We start from the raw sequence: 22,111 nt of genomic DNA on the forward strand, positions 1-22,111 counted from the left end.
ATTCACCTAATTAAATGTCAAATAGAGATGACTCAAAAGCGAACTCTATAAGCATTCTTCGTTCTATCCGTTACATCCGTTACATCCGTTACACAATCAGTTGCCGAACTTCCTTCTTCTTATGACTGAAAATCTCAATGAAAATCTGATTATGGCTTTTAGATATGAAGATAGTGCGATCGCACCCGTACCGATCGCCATTTTAGCAGAAAAGCGTTCTGGTTATCACACGGACAAAGACTTGAGCGACGTACAGCAACCAATTACTAGCGCGCCGCCGGAAGTCCGACAAATTATCGAGCAGGTATTGGAACTTGAAAAAGATAAACTTTACATGAAATCTCCGCGCTATATTAGCGATGACATTTTGAAAATCATTAAGGAAGCAATTGTATGAAGTTAATTTCAATTAAACTGTGCAACTTTCGGCAGTTTCACGGCACAACTCCCGAAATAAAGCTATCGTGGGGAGCCAAAAATATCACAGTAATTCATGGTAATAACGGAGCGGGAAAAACAGCTTTAATTAATGCCTTTACTTGGGTGCTTTACGATAAATTTAGCGCCGCTTTTGCGGCGGAAAAACAATTAGTCAATAAACGCGCTATTACGGAAGCAAAACCTGGCAAACCTGTAGAGTGTTCGGTCGAAATTGTGTTTGAACATGACAGCAAGCGCTACCAAGTAAAGCGTATTTGCCGTGCTTACAAAAGTGAAAATACTGTCGAGCATAGCGAAAGCGAATTGTCGATGCTGGTAGTGAGGGATGACGGCCGCTGTATACTGCCGCCGCAGCATCCAGATGATATTATCGGACGGATTTTGCCTGCAAGTTTACATCAATATTTCTTTTTTGATGGGGAACGAATCGAGCAAATTGTTCGCCATGAAAAGAAAGCAGAAATTGCTGAAGCTACTAAGGAATTGCTGGGAGTAGAGGTGCTGAATCGCTCGATCAAACATTTAAAAGATGCCAATAAATCTCTAGAAACTGATTTGATAATGATTGGTAGCTCCGAAATAAAAAAAAAATTAAAAGAGAAGCAAAAGTTTCAGAAAGAGGTAGAGCAAGTTTCACAAATACAATTAGAAATTGAACAAGAATTGACAAATCAAGGTGAATTGAAAAAAGCAGTTAACGGTGATTTGCTGGAACGCAGCGGTGCTGCTGAGTGGCAAAAGTTGCGAGACGAACTGGAAAAGCAGCGGAGTTTATTTAAGGAACAAATTGCCGAAGCTTCAGAGGCGATGAAGCGAGCAATTTCTGGGCGCGGTTACACGATATTTCTGTCGGATGCGGCGGCTGAATTTAACTTAATTTTTGGTAATTTGCGGGAAAAAGGCGAGTTGCTTTCGGGGATTGGGCGGCCGTTTTTGGAAGAGTTATTAGCGCAGCAGCGGTGTATTTGCGGTGCGGAATTAGTGGAGGGTTCTGAAGCTTGCGAAAATGTTAGCGGTTGGATGAATAAAGCGGGTGCTGGCGATGTGGAAGAAACTACGATCCGAATTAGCGATCGCGTAAATGAAATCGATCGCCAAATTGGTGATTTTTGGGACGAAATCGATCGCCAACAAGGCAATATCAGTCGTGGTAGATCCGAACTTTCTCGGGTGGAAACGCAGTTAGACGATATTCACACCAAGCTGAAAAATTTCCCTGACGGCGATGTCAGCCGCTTGCAAAAGCGCTTGGATGAAATTGAGGCAAAAATTGGCGAGTTGCACCGGGAAACAGGCTCTAACCAGCAGCAGATTGAGAGTTTGAATGCGCAGGTTGCGGCTTTGGACAAGCAAATTGACAAGCAGCAACTGAACGAGCAAAGGCAAGTATTAGCCCAGCGCCGGATTGCTGCGACTCAGGATGCGATCGATCGCCTAACAGAAGTGCGATCGCGTTTAGAAAAACAGTTTTGTTCTCAGTTAGAAAAGCGGGTGCAAGATATTTTTAGTCAAATTTCTTTTACTCCGTACATCCCCAAGTTGAGCGATAAATACGAACTGACGCTAGTAGAAAATACCTCAGGAAAAGAATCTCTAGTCGCCGCTTCTACCGGAGAAAATCAAATCCTCAGTTTGTCGTTTATCGGCGGAATTATTGAGGGCGTGCGCGAGTGGAGTCAAAAAAATACTTTGATGGGCCCGGATAGCAGTACGTTTCCGATTGTCATGGATTCTCCCTTTGGGAGTTTGGACGAGATTTATCGGAAACAAATTGCGAATAAACTGCCAAAATTGGCGAATCAATTGGTAGTTTTGGTAACGAAAACTCAGTGGCGCGGAGAAGTTGCTCAAGAGATGGAAAGCTGCATCGGTAAGGAATACGTGCTGGTGTACAATTCTCCGAAGGCTGATTGTGAGGAAGATGCGATCGACCTGGGCGGAATGCGCTATCCTTTAGTTAAGCGCAGTCCGAATGAATTTGAATATACGGAAATAGTAGAGGTGGATGATGTCTTCTAATTCGGTAATTACGCAGGTTTTGGAAACGGATATTTGGGTGAAAGCGACATGGGAAGAGTTTCTGGCCTTCGCTGATGATTCAACTTGGGAAAAAGGCAAGTTTTATTACTATCAAGAACACATGAGGGTAGAAATGTCACCAGTAGGGCCATTACACGCGCGTCATAATTCGATCGTCCCGTATGTAGTTATTCTGTTTGCTGCATTGAGAAATATCCGAGTAGTTCAATTTACTAATGCCAGTTTCCGCAAAACAGGTATTGGCGAGTTTCAACCAGATATAGCTTACTACATCGGTTCAGATTTGAGAGTTCCTCCGGCTGACAACAATTCACCTATTGATTTGGATGAATACGATCCGCCTAATTTGATAATAGAAATTGGTGCATCTTCTTTTAACGATGATTTAGGTAGCAAGCGGTTGCTTTATGAAGACGCAGGAATTAGCGAATATTGGGTGGATCGTGCGAATACACAGGAGGTTTTTGCCTTTGCAATTAATGGCGGAGGTAGCGGCAGAATTCAACAGTCGCGGGTTTTACCGGGATTAGAAATAGCGTTAGTTGAGGAAGCTTTGCATCGCAGTTACACTCAAGATGATGGGGAAATAACTCGCTGGTTGGTTCAAACTTTTAATCAAGGTTGAAGGAAGTCTGACATGGAAAAAGAGTATCATAAATTGGTGCGCGATCGCATTCCTGAAATTATTCACCACAGTGGGAATGAATGCGAGTTTGTCATTTTGTCCGATCCAGAATACCGTCAAGCTTTGCGCCAGAAGTTGATTGAGGAAGCGGCGGAAGCTGCGGCGGCGGATCGGGATGATTTGGTGGCGGAATTGGCTGAATTGTCTGAGGTGATGGATGCGCTGATGATTAGTTTTGGCATTTCGGGCGATCGACTTTTAGCCGAAAAAATCAAGCGCCAGGAAGCCAGAGGAGGTTTTACCCAAAAAATCATGTTATTGCGGACATTCTAAAAATTATACCAATTTTCCAAATTAATGCAACAGTATATGTAGGGTGTGGATCCCTCGACAATCTCTAAAAAAGAGTAAAAATCTAATAGATCCGCACCTTACACATTGGGTGAACGAAACAAACCAAAGAATTTTATAGTTGCCACATTTTTTATAACTGGTATTATCTGCGTTAATCTGCGTTCATCCGTCTGACATCTGCGGTTCCTTTATCTACAAATCATCCCAATGGCTGCTAACAGAATTAGAATTGCTAAAGACAAAGCCGATTTAGTCAAATCCTTAACTTTATCAGATAACAACTCCGGGCCTTTTCAGACTTACGCCGATGTGATTGCGTTTGCTGCATCCTTGGGAAATCACCGGAAAAAGCGATCGCCCTTAGGGGAAATCTCCAAACGCGAACCCGGTTCGATTGATGTTGATATTTTTGTATCCAGGGGTTACGACATGGCGATTAAGCTAATTGCGATCGCCGAAACCAAAAATCCCCAAATTCTCTCCCATCTCGACGAAAAATCAGAGGCAGAACGCTTGCAAATTTTTGAAGAATATGCTAATGGCGGCCTGGAAATTTTGCGAGAAGAATTTCGGGGCGCCGCTGATTATACCGATCGCCTTTTGTTGTTTTTAATCTCTGAAAGAGACCATCAACATCGCTCAAATGAAGAATTCGATTTAAGCAAGTTCTTATTCTAACAGGTTCTCCATGAAGCACATACCAACAAATATAATCAATAAAGCGTTAAATCAAGCTACCAAAATTCTCGCTTACAGCTACTCAGTATTTACGATCGGCTATTTCATTCTCAGACTAATCTTTTGGGATCAACTGTGGATTGTTGCCTTGATTAGCACTTTTCTGCCCTTAATTTTATTGCCAACTTTCCTGCTTCCCATCATCGGATTCACAATTATCAAAAAAAGATGGTTCTCGATTATTTCTGCGATCGCCTGCATTTTCCTAATAAGTTGGCTGCACCTAAAATACTTTTCTCCCACACCAATAAACAGCACAGATTCGCAGCCTGCAATCAAAATTTTCTCCAATAACCTCGGTTGGTATTCAACTCAGTCGCCAACTTTAGTTAAACTGATTGAACGAGAAAAACCCGATATTATATTTTTACAAGAAATAGTTCAGAAGCATATCGAAATAGCTTTCGCCTCGTTAAAAGCAGACTACCCCTATCAAATTGGGATTCCCCCGGTAGGAATTCTCAGTAAATATCCGATTGTATCCAGCGAAATACTGTACTTAGCGGGTCATCCAGAAGCGCAGCAGCGAGCAATTATTAAATTCAACCAACAAGAAATAGTAATTTATAATATGGAAAGCTCAAGCCCCTGGCTTAAGCAACATAAAATATTGCGTTTTCTCAAAATTCCCGTTTACACGTATGGGAAACGCTTTCCCGAAATTCAAGATTTAGTGCAGCGACTTGAGCAAGAAACTCTGCCAGTAATTGTCGCGGGTGACTTTAATATGACAGACGACAGTCAAGACTATGAGATCGTGCAAAAAGTCATGCAAGATTCTTTCCGAAAATCGGGATTTGGATTGGGTTTTACCTGGCCTCATGGTTGGCCACTTAAGTTTTTGGTGAAAACATCGAATTTGAAATTAAACTATCCCCTTTGTCGGATTGATTATATTTGGTATTCAAAGCATTGGGGTGCTAAATCGAGTTCGGTTTTGGAAGCAACAGGCTCAGATCATTTGCCTGTAGGAGCGGAATTAGTTTTGTTGAAACCACAAAATAGTTAATAGGACTTACGCACGCGGTTTAGAAACCCGGTTTCTTCATAGATTTCTAGTCTATAAATCAAGATTTTTCACAGAAACCGGGTTTCTAAAGTCTTAGTTATACTTAAGACAGCACCTGCGGCAATCCCACCTCTTTTGGATGCACAAACCTGCTATTAAAACTAACAGCTTTATCCTCAAAAGTCCTCGCCTCCGCCACAGCTTGCCGCAAATGAGCCCGATCCATATCGTCGTCAATTCCCGCAACCAAATACACAATTAACTTCGCCGCTAAATCCCTTCCAGAAACTAGCATTCGCTTTTTGTTCGGATCGTACAAAATCCCATACCACGCAGACTCAGGATTCTCCATGTAGCTAAATCCTTCATCCACATCATACCTGCGGAGTTTGTCGAAAACAGATTTCAGCGAAAGCTTCTTTCTAAATACTAGAATTCCCAAAGCATTAGCTAAAGCAATTTGACCGACGGGACGGAACAAAATATTGCCCTCGCCCCCCGGCTTTTCAAAACTAAATCGGCGCAATTGTGCTGTTTCTTCGCTGCTTTCAATTCTTTGATAGCTGGGCAAAGTTGCTAAATAATCGAACAATTTATGAAACTCTTCTATTCCCTCTTTCAGTTCCTCATCTTCGGGACGCATGGGAATTAAACCTTTTCTTTCCGGCTTCCAATGGGGGAATTTATGTTCTAAATACCGTTGGGCCATATCTTGCAGCGCTTGCAATGTTGTTAACACTGTTGATTTGGCTGCGACTGTGGCGCTGTCCCAATTAACGCGGGGATTTCTGTCTTCTTGTTCTTTTAATAAGGGATGGGTGACGGCAATTTTGCGGGCGCAGATGGCAAATCCGTTATCTTCGTTCAACAATGCTAGCTGTCCCTGACTCAGCGTTACCGCCATTAAGTTAATGTGCACAAAGATCGATCGCACGCGCCGCTGTGCTTGCTGTCGGGTTTCCCCCGCCACAGCCGCCGGGATAAACTCAATCCCGATTTTTTCGTGAGCTAATTTATACACTGTTTCGGGGTCAATTTGATACTCTTGGGCTAAATTTTCGAGAGTAATTGCATCGCCCACAGGTTTTTTGTTTTTGTTGTATCTTTGCAGAATTCCGGTTTTAATTAAACTCATTAAACCTTGAACTCCCATCAGCCGGTGCTGACCGTCTAAGGCAAAAATCGAGACTTTTTGAGATACATCCAACAGCCCTAAATTCCCGTTTTTATCAAAGGATATAAATTCAGCGGCGGATTTAGTCGCGACGCCGTTTTCATCCCATTCTTCCGCGTGAGGATTGTCTACCCACGGGGGACTGACGACTACTAAAAATGCGGGGAATTTGTGGGATTTTCGGGCTGCTAAGTATTGAGTGAGGGCGGCTTGGCGCGACCAATCTAAGGGGCGCTGGATAATTTCGTCAATGGTTTCATCGTCGCGGACGATGTTGTTAGTTTGGATGTCAAATTTTTGCCGAAAAAGTGGCATTTGCGAGGCGAAACGGACGCGGGAGTCTAACCATTCTAGGGTGACTGAACCGATGTAAGCTTCGCTGCTTCCCATCTGGGTTTTTTGTACAAAAATGCGATCGTCCTTTCCTAAATAATTATCTAATAAAAGTGCGATTTCCTGTCTTTCGCGATTTTGTTTTTCCAAAAATTGAATAGCGAGGTCAGCCGCTGGGTTGCTAGTCATTGGCAGTTTTTATATAATTAGGCTATGTTTCCAAAAATATCATGGGTTAAATTTGATGTCAATAGTTGTTTTTTTAAAATATTTGTGAAATACTAGAGTTGTTCAGTTATGTCTCAAAGTAAATACCAAAATTTGTGTAAAATATCAATACTTTATCTAAGCCGCAGTTGAGGGCGAGTGTTAATTGGATGACTGATTATTTGAAAAAGCGGTTGGGCTTGGAAACCGCAGATGAACGCGGCGGATAATATTTATTAAATCCATCCTAGCTCGGCTTTTGCTGCTTCGACGGCTACTCTTACAGCGCTAGCACTTGCTGATATTTTGTACGATTTGTTTTTTTTAGGGCTGGAGTTAGATAAAACAACATTTCCATCCCAAAGATGACTTTTTCTAGACCAATCAAGTTGTGCCAATTGCGATATTTTTTCCATTTCAAAATCTTGGCTATCTGTATCATAGGTATAGTGTAGCAACCGACCTAAAATTTCTAGTCCTACACTTCTACCTAAGATACAATCTTCCTGAAACCGCTCGACATTTTCAACTCTCAACTCTTCAACCCGGGTTTATGAAAAATGTTTAGTATAACTGCATTGTGAAAAAAAGTCGTTGAGACGTACAGCCAAAATATGTGATACTTTTGCCACGTCATAATCTTTAAGTTCATTACTTGGGCTGTCAGTAAACGCGCAACTCACAAATCTGGCTATAAAATTCATTGTGTAGACGAGCTTATTTTTTTTATCGGGAGCTTGATTAATTTTATCAGTTTTGCCATGAAAAATTAACACTTGTTCCACTAAGTTTTTGGTAATACCAACCACACCTTCAAATTCACCAAATGATAAAAGCAATGATTTATCGAGTTGTCTTGTCTGCGCCATATCTCTAAAATCCGCCTGACACTGGTTAAAATCATTCTCTAAAACCAGGGTAATCGGAAAATCATTATCACCTATTAATTCCCCGTCAGCACTTACAATTAACTCGTGAATAGCGCGCTTGCGATGCTGTCCATCAGTAATATCTAACTTGACGCCACGAGGAATCACTACTAGACAAAACCCCCGACCGAGTTCTATAATTTCAATTTTTTGAGGATCGACATTTGCTGTCAGTGTCCCCAAAATCCATGGTCGATCGTTTCTAGCCCGTTTGAGAATATATTGTTTTACTTCCTCAGCATGACCCGTTACCTCTGGGCGATTTTTACCAGAATCAGGATCGTTCCCCGTTGATGGTTGTGCTTGGAGGAGGGTAGGCAAATCATCAGCCGGGATATTGATTTGCACCATCTTCCGCTTCCCCTGCTGAAAAGTTAGCCCTGGATAGCATTTCTGACGGTGGTACTTGGCAAAGTAAGGCTCCATAATTTCATCAATTCCTGGCTCTAGATTGGACTGATGAGGGCTATTATCAGACATATAATTTAATCAAAAATTGGTAAAATAATTATATATCACAAATCATAAATGTGTCAACCAATCAAAAAATATATTTCAACAACAGGCAAAGAATAAATTAAATAATAAATTTTAATCCAACACTATATTGTATTATATACTTTTAAGGTAGAGCCAAGGATATTTTAGTCATGATACAAACTCAACAGATGTCATTATTACCGGGTCGCACCGTTACAGAATTAATAGAAGACATAGAATTGCTAACTGAGGAAATCCAAGAGTTATATTGTCTTGATGACATTCCTTGGGTAATTGGATATAGTGGCGGGAAAGATTCAAGTGCGGTATTACAGCTAATTTGGAATGCGATAGCTAAACTTCCACAGTCCAAGCGGACTAAAACAATTGATGTCATTACAACTGACACTCTGGTAGAAAATCCGATCGTATCTGCATGGGTTCGCAAGTCAATTCAGCAAATGAATGTTGCTGCTATAGAACAAGAAATGCCCATACATACTCATGTGCTACAACCAGAGTGGACAGACACTTTTTGGGTAGGTTTGATTGGTAAAGGATACCCAGCACCAAGAGGTAAGTTTCGCTGGTGCACCGATCGCCTAAAAATATCTCCATCTAACCGTTTTATTCGCAATATTATCCGAAGTAGCGGTGAAACTATACTTGTCTTAGGGACTCGTAAAGCTGAAAGCACCAAGCGTGCTCATAGGATGAAAAAAATGGAAGCCAGACGGGTACGCGATCGCCTGAGTCCCAATATGAACTTACCGAACTCTCTGGTTTATAGTCCTATTGAAGACTGGCGTGATGATGAAGTTTGGCTCTATCTGATGCAGTGGGATAATCCTTGGGGATACAGCAACAAAGATTTGTTCAGTATGTATCGGGGCGCTACTGCTGATAATGAATGTCCCCTAGTTGTCGATACTTCTACGCCTAGCTGTGGTAGCTCTCGTTTTGGGTGCTGGGTATGTACAATGGTGAGTCAGGATAAATCGCTAACAGCGATGATTCAAAATGATGAAGAAAAAGAGTGGTTGCAACCTCTACTAGATTTTCGTGTAGAATTGGATGTTGAAGATAGTCGCGATCGACGTGACTTTAGGCGGCGTAATGGCAATGTCCAACTCTATGAACGCAATTTAGAAGGTGAAAAATCTATTGAGCCTATTCCAGGCCCCTATAGTAAAGAAGCGCGCGATCATTTATTGAGGCGACTTCTTTCTGTTCAAACTGAAATTCGTTCTAAAGCACCAGAAGAAATGCGAGATATAACTTTAATTTCCCCGGAAGAACTTAGCGAAATCCGCCGCATTTGGCTGGAAGAAAGACACGAATTTGACGACAGTTTACCCCGGATTTATGAAGAAGTCACGGGCGAACCGTTTGCAGATTCCCGTCCCGCCGCCGAAAGGAAACTCCTAGGTAGCGACGAATGGACTGCGATCGCAGAAATTTGTAGCGAGGACGAAATGCACCTCGAATTGATGGCAAAACTCCTCGACACAGAACGCCAATATTACACAAAACCCCGCCGTACAGGCATTTACGCGGATTTGGACAAGTGTTTTGAAACCAGTTCGCGATCGAGGGATGAAGCTATTGGTAACGCTCACTATCAACGCAACTTAAAAACTGCGGTGGAAGCTGTTATAGCAAATCCGACTGAAAACATTCAGCAAGTCAAAAATGCGATCGCCCAAACCAACAATTCCGCAAAAAACGAGACCGTCGATATTGCCAAACTCAAACAAGAACTTGAAAGCAACAGCAATCAAGCGAAGCAGCTATCTTGGGCAGATATCAAATATTCTACTCCAGATGTAGGAGAGGGAAAACATAGCGATTAGCAAGCAACCGCCTGCGGTTAAACCCAAACTTGTTGACAGCCTCCCAGTGCGATCGCATATAATGGTTGTCAACTAACCGCAGCATTACCAAACCCTCATCGTTAAAATTACCAAATTTTTACGACCATGATAGACCCTAATATTCCCCATCAGGATCTGACATACAGCATCATCGGCTGTGCCATGAGAGTACACCGGAGGACACAAAAAGGTTTAAGAGAAAAACACTACCAAAGAGCCTTTGATGCAGAAATGCTGAAATTCGATATTACCACAGAAATGGAGTATCCCAGACAAATTTACGACGGTCAAGTCTGGATGGGCATCCTTTATTTAGACCATTGGGTCAATGAATGTATAGTAGTAGAGGATAAAGCCGTAAATTATCCAATGACCGACAAAGACAAAGCTCAAATCATAGCTTACTTAGCAGCTACAGGAGCGAAAGTAGGTTTGTTTATCAACTTTGGTCGCAGCAAATTAGAAGATCACCGCATTCTCCCACCAAAATCTGTACAAGGTTGGCAACAACACATTCAACCGTACTTGTGGCGGCCGAAAACAGATGGCAGAGGTTGGATGAGGGGAGGTTCAGGATCCTATGAAGAAACAGATGCTGAACTACCCTTACCTCCCAGCATTCCGCCCCAAAATCAGGAGGAAAATTCAACCGATATAATCGATTGGTAGCAAGGGGGGAAGCGGTTAGCAACGGATTTTGTAACGGATGTAACGGATGATTAGCAGCGGATTTGGTCACGGATTTAACGGATGGTTAGCAGCGGATTAGTTACCAAATCCGCTGCTAACCGCCGCCCCCACCAACCACCCATCCGTTAAATCCGTTACAAAATCCGCTGCTAACCGCCCCCCCACCAACCAACTATCGGTTACCAAATCCCTCACCAACTCTCACCAACCACCAACAACATCTACAATGCAATTCCTCGAACTCGTCCTCAAAAACTTCGGCCCCTATGCAGGCACCCAAACCATCAATCTCCGCCCCGAAAAAGACGGAAATCCCTGCCCGGTTATCCTATTTGGCGGCATGAACGGCGGCGGAAAAACCACCCTCATTGACGCCATTCGCCTCGCCCTCTACGGCGGCCGCGCCCAATGTTCCACCAGAGGCAATTTAAGCTACAGCGACTTTCTCAATCAATCCATCAACCGCCACACTCCCCCACTAGAAGAAACTCGCGTCGAACTAACCTTTGAACAAGTCCAAGACGACAAATTAACTCAATTTAAAATCGTTAGATACTGGAAAAAACTTGATATTAAAGATAGCCTCAGCATTCTCATATACAGCGAAATAGTCAGCGATTGGTGGTCGGACAAAGCCATTACTAACACCTGGGATGAATATATCGAAACCCTTTTGCCAGTTGGAATATCCAACCTGTTTCTGTTTGACGGCGAACAAGTAAAAGAACTGGCAGAACTCGAAACACCGCCAGAGTTTGTCGTCGGCGCGATTAAATCTTTGTTGGGTTTAGAATTAGCAGAACGCCTCGCTGTCGATTTAGAAATATTAGCAGGCCGCAAGCGCAAAGAAATTGCTGGCAAAAAAGACTTGGCAGCTTTAGAAAAAATTGAACAAACTTTTCAGGAAATTACTGCTGAAACAGACTTAGCTAAGGAAAAACAAGCCTGCTTTAAAAACGAATTAGAAAAAGCTCAAAAGAATCAACAACAAGCATCAGACAAATTTCTTTATCAAGGCGGTAAAATTGCGGGCGATCGCAGTCTACTAGACAGACAGCTAAACGATTACAGAAATCAGGCAGAAAAAACCCGTCAATCCCTGATTGAATTGGCATCAAATACCCTACCACTAGCCCTAATTTCACCCTTGCTAACCGCAGCCAAAACCCAAGCAGAAACCGAAGCCAGCCAGCAGCAAGCAAAGATTGCCAAAAATGTGCTCAAACAAAGAAGCGATCGCCTCCTTAACTACATCGCCGAAATCTCCTTAAATCCCCAACAGCTAGATAAAATCCAAGATTTCATCCGCCAAGAAGATCGAGAACTCGAACAGCAAGCCGGAACCGACGCGCCGCCCTGGATGAACGCCGACAACAGCAATATCCAGCAATTAGAAAACCTCCTCAGTTACCAAATCAAAGCCGAACAAACTCTAGTCGCCCAACAAATAGCAGAAATCACAAACATCGAAACAGAAATCGACTTTACAGACAGACAACTCGCCGCCGCAGCTTCCCCCGAAGCCTACGAAAAACTAGAATCAGAGGTCAGGAATGCGCAAAAAGCAGTCGCAATCGCAGCCGCAGCCTTGGAATCAGCCGATCGCCGAATCGACGAATTAGACAAAGAATTAGCCAAAACCCAGAAAGAACTAGAAAGCTACAGCAGCGAATACATTACCATCAGAAACAGCCAACACGTCATCGCTTCGATCGCCAAAGCGCAAGGTACCCTCAAACTCTTCAAAGAAAAACTCACCCTCAAAAAACTCAACAAACTCGAAATAGAGATTACCGACTGTTTTCGCTACCTGTTGCACAAAACCGACCTCGTGCACAGAGTGGCGATCGACACTCAAAGCTTCAGCCTCTCAATTTACGATCCAGAAGGTAAACTCGTACCCAAACACCGACTTTCGGCTGGTGAAAAACAATTATTGGCGATCGCCTTTTTGTGGGGATTGGCCAGAGTATCCGGGAGACAGTTACCAGTTGCGATCGACACTCCCCTGGGCCGCCTCGACTCATCCCACAGGAACAACCTAGTCGAACGCTATTTTCCCTCAGCCAGCCACCAAGTCATCCTGCTTTCTACCGACACGGAGATTAGCCAAACAGAATATGATAAGCTGCAAGAATTAGAGGCGATCGCCCACAGCTACCTCCTCAACTATGATTCGGGTAAACGCCAAACTACCGTCGAACCTGGTTATTTCTGGGCATAAAAATTCGCGCCAAAATTTTCCGCAACCCCCTTGACTTTTGCCTGGGAGTTGCGGTAGTATATATAGGATAATGGGATGGTTGCGAAAATTTTATTTTTGCGACCATCCCATTATATTAGGATACATCCTACTAGAAATACAATACCAAAAACCGCTGAATTTATCAAGCCCGCGCCGTGTAAAAAATTGTAAAGTTTCGTTTTCCAATTCAGTCAAAAAAACGTAAATTGAGAGCCTGAGCCTTCCAAATATTAACACTGTTTACAAGATATCAAAAAATTCTCAACCTATGGAACCACCAGTCGATCGCATCCGCCTCTCCCAAACAGGTAAAGACCAACTATCCAAACTTAAACGATCGACTAAAATCGATCAGTGGAATATCCTTTGCAGGTGGGGATTTTGCCGATCGCTCGCTGAACCCACCATCCCATCCCCAGTACCGATTCCCAGCGACAGCAATGTCGAACTAAGCTGGGATGTTTTTGGCGGCGAGATGGCGGACATCCTGATAATTGCGCTCAAGCAGCGGTGTTATCAAGATAATTTGGGCACGGAAAAAGAAACTCTAGCCAAGCAGTTTCGCCTACACTTGCATCGAGGTATTGGCTATTTAGCTGGCGATCCGAATATTAAGAAGATTGAAGATTTGGTGGCGATCGCTCTAGAGCCTGAGAAATTGAGAAATTAAACGAACCGCGAAGGCGCGAAGGACGCGAAGGAAGAAAGAGAAGGGAAGAGAAAAAGTTTACAATTTATTGAGGAGTGCTATAACTGCCAATTGTTGGCTGTCGCGGCGGAGGATTTTATGGCAAATTACAAATTTGACCTGATAGAATAGGGGTTGGAAGGAAGTAGATGTTTGAAAGTAGTAGTTGAGGAGTTCCATGGGGCTATTGTTAAATTCGATGATTTCACAATAGGGAATTTTTTTAACTTGCAGTTACACTCAACTGTCACTTCCTGCGCTGACTCGATCGCCCTCACAGCTCAAAAACCCCAAACCCTCACTCATTCAAACATTCCCCGGATCTGCATCCCTGCATTCCCCAGCCTAAACGCAGACAATTGAACAACTGTACCAGTAATAACAACGGATCGAGCGTTCCGAATGCGAGTCCTTTGATGGATGCGGACTCGCATTCGGAACGCTCGATCCTATTTGATTGCGATCTTTCTTTTGGGTCATGAGATGACTAATGACTACTGACTATTGACTTCTTCCTTCAGCAAAAGCGGGAAAAAATGCCCTACTGGCCCTTGACCTTCCCCAATATCCAAAGCATATTTGAGGGCAGTAGTAACATAATTCTTAGCTAATGTCACTGCTGTAAACAAATCTTTACCTAATGCTAGATTAGCAGCGATCGCAGCACTCAATGTGCAACCAGTCCCGTGAGTGTTCCCAGTATCCACCGTCTCAACCTTCAACGTCTCCAACCGCGTACCGTCAAACCAAACGTCAATCCCGCGCAAATCTCCCCCCATTCCGCCACCTTTGACTAAAACAGCTTTCGCGCCCGATCGATAAATCTGTTGCGCCGCCGCCCTCATGTCGTCTAGTGAAACAATCTCTCTTCCGCTCAAAATCTCAGCCTCAAACCGATTCGGAGTGACGACAGTCGCCACAGGAATCAAATTATCTCGCAAAAATGCGATCGCCCCGTCGTCAATCAGTCGATCGCCCGATCGCGATACCATTACCGGATCGACAACCAAATTCCCTATTCCCAAAGCCTCAACCTGCGAAGCCACCGCCACCATAATTTCCCGATTCAGCAGCATCCCAGTCTTGACAGCATCTACCCCAATATCCCCAACCACCGCCTGAATTTGCGCCGCCACGGCCTCCGCAGACAAAGCATCCACCCGGATCACACCCAATGTATTTTGAGCCGTTACACAAGTCAAAGCACTCGTACCGTGGACGCAATGAAACGCAAACGTCCGCAAATCTGCTTGAATTCCGGCCCCGCCGCCACTGTCAGAACCTGCGATCGTCATTGCAACTGGTATCATTGATTGCTTAATCTCCGGCATAATTATGTGAACTACCGCACACTCACCCGTAGCGGGTAGAGTGTGGGCTTCTCCCTTCAACAACCACAGCCTCCACAGTAGTAGATTTGCGCCCATACTGTTTTGGTCTTACGCAGCCTTCAGGAGCAATAACGCTGGTTCCCAACGTCAATACGCGCAAGCCTTCGTTTTTGATATTAATCGCGGCGTTGATGTCTCTATCGTGCCTTTGCCCGCAGTGAGGGCAATCAAATTCACGCACCGACCGATCGATTTTTGGCAGTGGTTTCAAGGTATTGGAGCAGAGATGAGTTGATGCAAAGAATCGACCTACTTCTAGATAAACTTTGCCCACCATTTCAGCCTTGTACTTGAGCATGGTGCAAAACATTCCCCAGCCAGCATCAGAAATTGCTTTAGCTAGGCAATGGTTTTTGACCATATTTCTCACTGCCAGATTTTCTACAACTATGACTTGGTTTTCGTCTACTATCTTGCGCGATAGCTTGTGCAGAAAATCCTCACGAACTCTTTTGATTTTTGAGTGAACCTTTGCCACTGCCAGCTTTGCTTTGCGACGATTGTTAGTCGTTTTGTCTTTTTTGCGAGACAGTTTTTTCTGCTTGCGGGCTAGATTCTTATCAGGTTTTTTAGGAGCTCTAGGATGTTGATACTTAGAGCCTTTTGAGGTGACAGCAAAATCAGTTAGACCCAAATCTATGCCAATTATATTGCCTTCAGAACTAGATTCTGGACATTCAATTCCATCATCTACCAGCATCGAAGCAAAGTATCTACCATCAGGATTTTTGGATCGAGTCACAGTTTTAACTTTGCCTTCAATATCCCGATGAACCTTCGCTTTGACTGCACCCAACGAGCCCGGGAATTTAATCTCGCAATCGCTCAAGACTTTGACATTTTGAGGATATTGAATTGACTGTTTTCCTTGACGTTTCTTGAATGTCGGATACATTGCTCGACCATCAAAGAAGTTACCAAAAGCCACACCTAGATTCAAAACTGACTGCTGAAGACATTGCGAATAACACTCAGACAACCACTCAAATTCAGCTTTCCATAAAGGTATGGACTTCTTCATTGTCATGGCTGTAACGCCTTTGCCAGTTTCTTGATAAGTGGCGGTCATCGTAGCCAAAGACTGATTCCAAACCCAACGTACACAGCCAAAAGCCTGAGCAAGGTGGGCTTGCTGGGATTTTGTTGGATAGATTCGGACTTTGACAGCTTTTAGCACAATACTTAGATTACTCCTTTGATTGCTCTAAGAATATTGTAGCTGAGAACATTGCCAAAAGCAAGGAATTTGTTCGCCTACTCATCCACACGCCCATCTTCCGCTGGCTGTGACGAGAGCCTCTCGTGTGTGGAATCGGCGGCTCACTCGCATTCATCCCGACGCTCACCTGGGTACAGGTTGAGCGCGGGGATGAATGCTGTCTCAGCTAAAGTTGAATTTTCCTGAACTTTACCAGCTATTTCGTTAGCTAAGTTTTGGGTGTCGGTAACAGTTTGTTGTACTTTTATAGTTAAAAATTCGAGCGGATTCTGGTTGAGTTCCATTTCGATCCAGCTTGTATCGTTAATAATTCAATTATTCTGACTATAACATTCCTGTCACGTGGCACAGGCGTCTCGCCTGTGGCTGGATCTCTAGTTCAAAATCCCCAGCCAAATTAGCTATGATTAAAATAAATGTAAATAATTATTGCAAACACTTATGAAACTCACCCGAATCGACCTCAACTCCTGGATCTTCCACATCGCAGGTCAAACCGTCCTCGTCGATCCCTGGCTGGTCGATCCCCTGGTATTTTACGGTCAACCTTGGCTGTTCACCGCCTACCACAATACCCCCGTCGCCTTCACGCCCAGCACCTTACCGCCGATCGATCTTATCCTAATTTCCCAAGGCTTAGACGACCACTGTCACAGACCAACTCTCTCCAAGCTCGATCGCACAATTCCCGCGATCGCCTCACCCACCGCCGCCAAAGTCCTCACCAGTTTAGGCTACACCAAGATCACATCTTTAGCAAATTGGCAAGAGTCGAAATTTAAAGAAATGTTACAAATTACCGCCGTACCCGGAGCCGAAATTCAGCCGGGACAGGAAGAAAACGGCTATTTACTCAAAGATTTAAGCAGCGGCGAGACACTTTATTACGAGCCGCACCTGCCACCATTAGAAAAAGTCAAACAGAAAATAGACACCGTAGACGTAGCCATCGCCCCGGTCATCGGTCAAATCTTCCCCTTCCTCGGACAAGTCATCATGGGCCCCTCTGAAGCCCTCAGCCTCGCCCAAACCCTAAAACCTCGGTTTTTCCTGCCTACAACGGCGGGAGACATTCGAGCCACAGGCATTTTACCAATGTTAGTGCGATCGGTCGGCAGCATTCCCGAATTTCGCGATTTACTCGCAAAATCGGGACTTTCCACTCAACTACTCGAACCCGAACCCGGACAAACCCTAGAGATTTTAGATTTTAGATTTTAGATTTTAGATTTTTTAGATTGGAGATTGCTGATTGTAGATTTTAGCTCTAATCAGCCATCCCTAATCCCTAATCCAAAATCTACATAGATTTTAGATTTTTTAGATGGGAGATTTTAGATCTAATCAGCCATCCTAATCCCCAATCCAAAATCTCAAATCTCAAATTATTTGGTTGGGCGACGGTTGCGCAAAAACTCAGGAATATCCAATCCCAAATCTTGCGGTTTAATTTTCGTATCCTGTGTCTGTTGAGCTGGAGTAACCGGCGCAGTTGCAGCCCGCCAAGGAGCATTAACATTTTGTGTGCGCGAAGCCTGAGGAGACGAAGGAAGTTCTCCCGAAAAACCAGTAGCGATCACAGTAATCTTAATTTCGCCCTGAAGCCGCTCGTCAATCACCGCTCCAAAGATAATATTGGCATTCGGATCGACAACCTCGTAAATCGTCTCAGCCGCCGCATTAACTTCATGCAGCGTCATATCTGTACCGCCAGTAATGTTAAACACTACACCTCTAGCGCCCTCGATCGACGAAGCTTCCAGCAAAGGCGAAGAAATCGCCTGCATTGCAGCTTCCCTAGCCCGCGATTTGCCCGATCCCACGCCGATACCCATCAAAGCCGAACCTGCATCCGCCATTACAGCCCGCACGTCAGCAAAGTCAACATTCACCAAACCGGGAATTGTAATAATGTCAGAAATACCCTGAACACCTTGGCGCAAGATATCATCAGCAACTCGGAAAGCCTCTTGTACCGGCATTTGTTCCGAAATCACAGACAGCAGCTTGTCGTTAGGAATCACGATCAGCGTATCCACCCGGCTTTGCAAAGCGGCGATTCCTTCTTCAGCTTGGCTGGTGCGCCGCCGTCCCTCAAACGTAAAAGGCCGCGTCACTATACCTACAGTCAAGGCGCCCATTTCCTTAGCCACTTCAGCGACAATTGGAGCCGCACCCGTGCCCGTACCCCCGCCCATGCCGGCCGTGATAAACACCAAATCCGCGTGATTCAGAGCATTAGCAACTTCGTCGCGAGATTCTTCGGCTGCCTTTTGTCCGATCGCCGGATTACCTCCTGCACCCAAACCGCGCGTCAACTTCTGTCCGACTTGCAAGCGTTTCGGAGCATTTGATAGCACCAGAGCTTGGGAATCCGTATTCACGCACCAAAACTCGACGCCAGAAACCTCGCTAGCAATCATCCGGTTAACGGCGTTGCCGCCACCCCCGCCGACGCCAATTACTTTGATTTTGGCGGCACTGCTGGGCATTATGTCTTTGGGATTGACCATAGGATCGATATCAATACTATCTACATTTACATAACCAGACTTGCGTCTAAAGGGATTGGCGGAATCGATGGCCACCGGAAAATTTTTTACTTCTTCCGAAGGGGGACTGTCTTGGTCAGACCCCTGACTATTATTAAGCTTCATTAGAGTCGGGGATAGTAGATTACAGCTTTTTAACTTAACTAAACGCCAATTCACGATCAACTATAGGCTATGTTGCGCGAAAAACTAACACAGGTCGAGGGTCAATGTTAGCAATCTCGGATTTTGGGCCGCGACGCTAGCCGAGACCTCCATTGACCCCAATCCTGCCGCTGGTACGCAACGCAGAAGGAAAAAAAATCGATACTAGCCCGAACCGCATGGGGATGAAAAGAAAAATCCGAATTTTTGGCGCTCCCGATGCGCGATCGCGCATAGAGTCCTGATTTCAAGCCCTGCGTATTGATCCTGATGGCTAAACATTCGGCCGGCCGACCAATATTTTCTACCTTCCCTTGCTTGACAGAGGATCAATTGTGGGCGGGAGTTGGTGCGGGACTTGAACTCTCCAAACTGCCGGGGAGTTCTGGTAAGTGGACGATCGGCGCCGCAGGATTTCTCAAGTCAATGTAGGCTATGAGGCTTGAATCTAGCTGTTTTGGCAATTGCCGCATTCGGTCTAAAACCTTAAGTTGCGAAGCAGTCTTAGAACTGTACGGCCCTAAGTGTACCGTACCGATCTCTGTTTTCAAGATCAAGTTATTTGGGTCTTGCCAATCTATCTCAAACACTTTTACCGTTTGGCCGCTGAGTCCTTGGTAAAACTTCGGCCAAGAGGCGCGATACTGTTCCAAAGGCCCGATGACTTTTAAAGTTGGCAAAGAATGCTGAGGCTCCGTTCCCTGAGCGCTGCCTTGAACGATCGAGCTATTCTGCGATCGCACAGCGGCATAACTATCCGACGGCATCCAACCTCCGCGAGCGTCCAGCCACCCCACTTTTTCCTTGTCGCTATTAGATTTCAACACCGCAGTCGGCTGCGCCACCGCCACCGGCAGCCGTTCTGACACTTCTATAGTCAAAGAAGGCGGAAACAAGTTGCGAGTCACCTTGGCTTTGGCGATCGCTCCCGTTGACTCCAGCTTTTCGGCCAGCGCCTGCGGTTGAATCCCCCACAGCGACTGAGGGTAAGACAGCGGCACCAAAGAGCGCACCGCCTTGTCCGACAGCCACTGATTGCCCTCCACCTTCACTTGTTCCGATCGAGCTATCAACCAAGCTGGCTGTGCAATCCACCACAGCAAACCGCCGGCGATCGCGCTCGCTGCCACCGTTTGCCACAGCAGAGCCACCGATCGAGCGCGACGCTGCCGCCGCAACTCTTGACGCCTGCGCCCTAACTCTGTTTGAGAAACCGCTCCAAAACTAGCCATCTACCTCTTGACACTTTAGTAATTTAAAATTAGCAAAAATTCAAAACTGTTTAATTTCTCTCAAGCTGCCTACCCCCCTACCATTTAACCAGATCCCCGCAAAATTACCCAGAAGCACTGCCAATATCCGTAAAATCACCGGTTCAGCTAGGTAATTAAAATTTCTTAATTAAAAATTCCCAATTCCCGCGCCGTCCGGTTGATTAGCAGATAGAGGTTGTTTGGGTATTTAGGGCATTACCCCACAGGGCAAAGGGTGACAAATCAAACTAAACTCAACGAAAGAAAGTTTAGACTTTCGATTAACTTTTTTAACTTTTAGCCGGCTTCAATTGTGATCGCACTCGAATTAGACAGATTCTATAAAGCCTGTAACCCGAGCAAGACCCTTGTTGCAGGAGACCCAGGAGACTATCAATACTACATTGATTTTGGTTCCGTGCGGGGCGGCAAAATCATTGAATCTTTACAGCGAACCATCACCCGCATCTCCCCCGACGAGCCAACCTGTCAGCTATTTACAGGACATATCGGGTGCGGCAAATCTACCGAATTGTTTCGACTCAAAGCTGAGCTAGAGCAAGAGGGTTTTTGCGTCGTCTACTTCGAGTCTTCCCAAGACTTAGACATGGGCGATGTAGACATCAGCGATATTTTGCTGAGCATTGCTCGCCAAGTCAGCGAAACTATGGAATCCTCCAGAATCAAACTCAGACCCAGCTATTTTACAAATCTGTTTGCAGAAGTGGCAGAATTTTTGCAGACTCCCATAGATTTGTCAGCGGAAGCGGAGTTATCTATAGGCATTGCTAGAGTTACGGCTAAAACTAAAGATTCTCCCAAACTCCGATCGCAACTCCGGCAATATCTCGAACCCCGCACCAACAGCATCTTGCAGTCCATCAACGAAGAACTCCTCAACAGAGCTAACGCCGAACTCAAGCACCAAGGCAAAAAAGGGCTCGCAGTCATCGTTGACAACCTCGATCGCCTCGACGCTTCCCTCAAACCCAGCGGGCGCACCCAGCCAGAATACCTGTTTTTAGACCGCGGCGAACAGTTGAAAAAACTCAATTGTCACGTCGTCTACACAATTCCCCTGACTTTGATTTTTTCTAACGACTTTGGCCGTCTCGCCAGTCGATTTGGAGTCAAACCTAAGGTGATGCCGATGGTACCGGTGATCCGGCGATCGGGCGACGATCACAACGAAGGAATGGCACTGCTGCGACAACTCGTATTGGCTAGAGCTTTCCCCACAGTTGCTCCCGCTCAACGCATCGAATTGATTTCCAAAGTCTTTGACTCTCCCGAAACTTTAGACAGGCTCTGCCGGATTAGCGGCGGCCATGTTCGCAACCTACTAATGCTTTTGTATAGCTGTTTGCAACACGAAGACCCTCCCTTCTCCCGCGAATGTCTCGAAAGCGTCATTCAAGAATACCGCGATGACCTTCTCGGAGCCATCAATGACACAGAATGGGAATTGCTGTTTCAAGTTGTCAACCGACAAAGTGTAACCGGCGAAGAAGAATCTCAAATCTTGTTGCGCAGTATGTTTGTCTTTGAATACCGCGATCGAGAAGGTCGCTGGTTTGGCATCAATCCAGCTTTAGCAGAAACCAGAAAATATCAGGAGTGGCAGCAGGGCAACCACGAAAAATAGTTGGGATTTTTGAGATTTATTCGCGACTCTAAGAGCCCTTCGCCGCGAGTGAATTAGAAACTTTTTAACTTAAAATTTAC

At 44.9% G+C, this 22,111-nt stretch carries 18 protein-coding genes and 1 pseudogene; 12 read left to right on the forward strand and 7 right to left on the reverse strand.

The window, feature by feature from the left end:
- Positions 1 to 121 precede the first annotated feature (121 nt).
- The 6 genes from QUB64_RS01165 (at position 122) to QUB64_RS01190 (ending at position 5,207) form a co-directional block, all read left to right on the forward strand.
- Positions 122 to 397 (forward strand): hypothetical protein, encoded by a 276-nt coding sequence (locus QUB64_RS01165; protein ID WP_333269036.1) that lies wholly within the window; start codon positions 122 to 124, stop codon positions 395 to 397.
- Positions 394 to 2,460: an AAA family ATPase gene (locus QUB64_RS01170; RefSeq protein ID WP_333269037.1), complete on the forward strand. Its 2,067-nt coding sequence runs from the start codon at positions 394 to 396 to the stop codon at positions 2,458 to 2,460. The genes QUB64_RS01165 and QUB64_RS01170 overlap by 4 nt, the downstream gene beginning before the upstream one ends.
- Entirely contained in the window at positions 2,447 to 3,106 is a 660-nt protein-coding gene (locus QUB64_RS01175; protein ID WP_333269038.1) for a Uma2 family endonuclease, read from the forward strand. The genes QUB64_RS01170 and QUB64_RS01175 overlap by 14 nt, the downstream gene beginning before the upstream one ends.
- 12 nt (positions 3,107 to 3,118) lie before the next feature.
- Positions 3,119 to 3,439: a nucleoside triphosphate pyrophosphohydrolase gene (locus QUB64_RS01180; protein ID WP_333269039.1), complete on the forward strand. Its 321-nt coding sequence runs from the start codon at positions 3,119 to 3,121 to the stop codon at positions 3,437 to 3,439.
- A gap of 228 nt (positions 3,440 to 3,667) precedes the next feature.
- Positions 3,668 to 4,138, forward strand: a complete 471-nt coding sequence (locus tag QUB64_RS01185; protein ID WP_333269040.1) for a DNA phosphorothioation-associated protein 4 — start codon at positions 3,668 to 3,670, stop codon at positions 4,136 to 4,138.
- Positions 4,139 to 4,148: 10 nt separating this feature from the next.
- Positions 4,149 to 5,207: an endonuclease/exonuclease/phosphatase family protein gene (locus QUB64_RS01190; protein ID WP_333269041.1), complete on the forward strand. Its 1,059-nt coding sequence runs from the start codon at positions 4,149 to 4,151 to the stop codon at positions 5,205 to 5,207.
- Positions 5,208 to 5,310: 103 nt separating this feature from the next.
- Here QUB64_RS01190 and QUB64_RS01195 read toward each other — a convergent pair whose 3' ends face one another.
- On the reverse strand, positions 5,311 to 6,903 hold the full coding sequence (locus QUB64_RS01195) for a DGQHR domain-containing protein (RefSeq protein ID WP_333269042.1): 1,593 nt from the start codon (positions 6,901 to 6,903) through the stop codon (positions 5,311 to 5,313).
- Positions 6,904 to 7,157: 254 nt separating this feature from the next.
- Positions 7,158 to 8,330: pseudogene (locus tag QUB64_RS01200) on the reverse strand (DNA sulfur modification protein DndB).
- A gap of 170 nt (positions 8,331 to 8,500) precedes the next feature.
- Here QUB64_RS01200 and dndC point away from each other — a divergent pair.
- From dndC to dndE, 4 genes are all read left to right on the forward strand, one after another.
- Positions 8,501 to 10,183, forward strand: a complete 1,683-nt coding sequence (dndC, locus tag QUB64_RS01205; RefSeq protein WP_333269043.1) for a DNA phosphorothioation system sulfurtransferase DndC — start codon at positions 8,501 to 8,503, stop codon at positions 10,181 to 10,183.
- Between the two features lie 126 nt (positions 10,184 to 10,309).
- Complete coding sequence (locus QUB64_RS01210; RefSeq protein ID WP_333269044.1) at positions 10,310 to 10,873, forward strand: GxxExxY protein; 564 nt, start codon at positions 10,310 to 10,312, stop codon at positions 10,871 to 10,873.
- 247 nt (positions 10,874 to 11,120) lie between these two features.
- Positions 11,121 to 13,118 (forward strand): DNA sulfur modification protein DndD, encoded by a 1,998-nt coding sequence (dndD, locus tag QUB64_RS01215; RefSeq protein ID WP_333269045.1) that lies wholly within the window; start codon positions 11,121 to 11,123, stop codon positions 13,116 to 13,118.
- 289 nt (positions 13,119 to 13,407) lie between these two features.
- The gene (gene dndE, locus QUB64_RS01220; RefSeq protein WP_333269046.1) at positions 13,408 to 13,809 is read left to right on the forward strand and encodes a DNA sulfur modification protein DndE; all 402 of its coding nucleotides are present in this window, start codon (positions 13,408 to 13,410) and stop codon (positions 13,807 to 13,809) included.
- Positions 13,810 to 14,321: 512 nt separating this feature from the next.
- Here dndE and thiD read toward each other — a convergent pair.
- The 3 genes from thiD to QUB64_RS01235 form a co-directional block, all read right to left on the reverse strand.
- On the reverse strand, positions 14,322 to 15,158 hold the full coding sequence (gene thiD, locus QUB64_RS01225; protein WP_333269090.1) for a bifunctional hydroxymethylpyrimidine kinase/phosphomethylpyrimidine kinase: 837 nt from the start codon (positions 15,156 to 15,158) through the stop codon (positions 14,322 to 14,324).
- A gap of 22 nt (positions 15,159 to 15,180) precedes the next feature.
- Positions 15,181 to 16,395 carry an RNA-guided endonuclease InsQ/TnpB family protein gene (locus tag QUB64_RS01230; RefSeq protein WP_333269047.1) on the reverse strand — a complete coding sequence of 405 codons (1,215 nt, stop codon included), beginning with the start codon at positions 16,393 to 16,395 and terminating at the stop codon, positions 15,181 to 15,183.
- A gap of 143 nt (positions 16,396 to 16,538) precedes the next feature.
- Entirely contained in the window at positions 16,539 to 16,721 is a 183-nt protein-coding gene (locus tag QUB64_RS01235; protein ID WP_333269048.1) for a hypothetical protein, read from the reverse strand.
- A gap of 157 nt (positions 16,722 to 16,878) precedes the next feature.
- Here QUB64_RS01235 and QUB64_RS01240 point away from each other — a divergent pair, with 157 nt between their 5' ends.
- A complete protein-coding gene (locus QUB64_RS01240) occupies positions 16,879 to 17,658 on the forward strand; it encodes an MBL fold metallo-hydrolase (protein ID WP_333269049.1) in 780 nt (259 codons plus the stop codon).
- Between the two features lie 164 nt (positions 17,659 to 17,822).
- Here QUB64_RS01240 and ftsZ read toward each other — a convergent pair whose 3' ends face one another.
- Together ftsZ and QUB64_RS01250 are read right to left on the reverse strand one after the other, a co-directional pair.
- Complete coding sequence (gene ftsZ / locus QUB64_RS01245; protein WP_333269050.1) at positions 17,823 to 19,094, reverse strand: cell division protein FtsZ; 1,272 nt, start codon at positions 19,092 to 19,094, stop codon at positions 17,823 to 17,825.
- A 368-nt stretch (positions 19,095 to 19,462) separates the two neighbouring features.
- Positions 19,463 to 20,365 (reverse strand): cell division protein FtsQ/DivIB, encoded by a 903-nt coding sequence (locus QUB64_RS01250; RefSeq protein WP_333269051.1) that lies wholly within the window; start codon positions 20,363 to 20,365, stop codon positions 19,463 to 19,465.
- Between the two features lie 334 nt (positions 20,366 to 20,699).
- Between QUB64_RS01250 and QUB64_RS01255 the strand changes: the two genes are divergently transcribed.
- Positions 20,700 to 22,031, forward strand: a complete 1,332-nt coding sequence (locus QUB64_RS01255; protein ID WP_333269052.1) for an ATP-binding protein — start codon at positions 20,700 to 20,702, stop codon at positions 22,029 to 22,031.
- The last annotated feature ends 80 nt before the right edge of the window (positions 22,032 to 22,111 follow it).

This window comes from Microcoleus sp. Aus8_D2 (assembly GCF_036702665.1).
In the GTDB taxonomy this organism is placed as follows: Bacteria; Cyanobacteriota; Cyanobacteriia; order Cyanobacteriales; family Microcoleaceae; genus Microcoleus.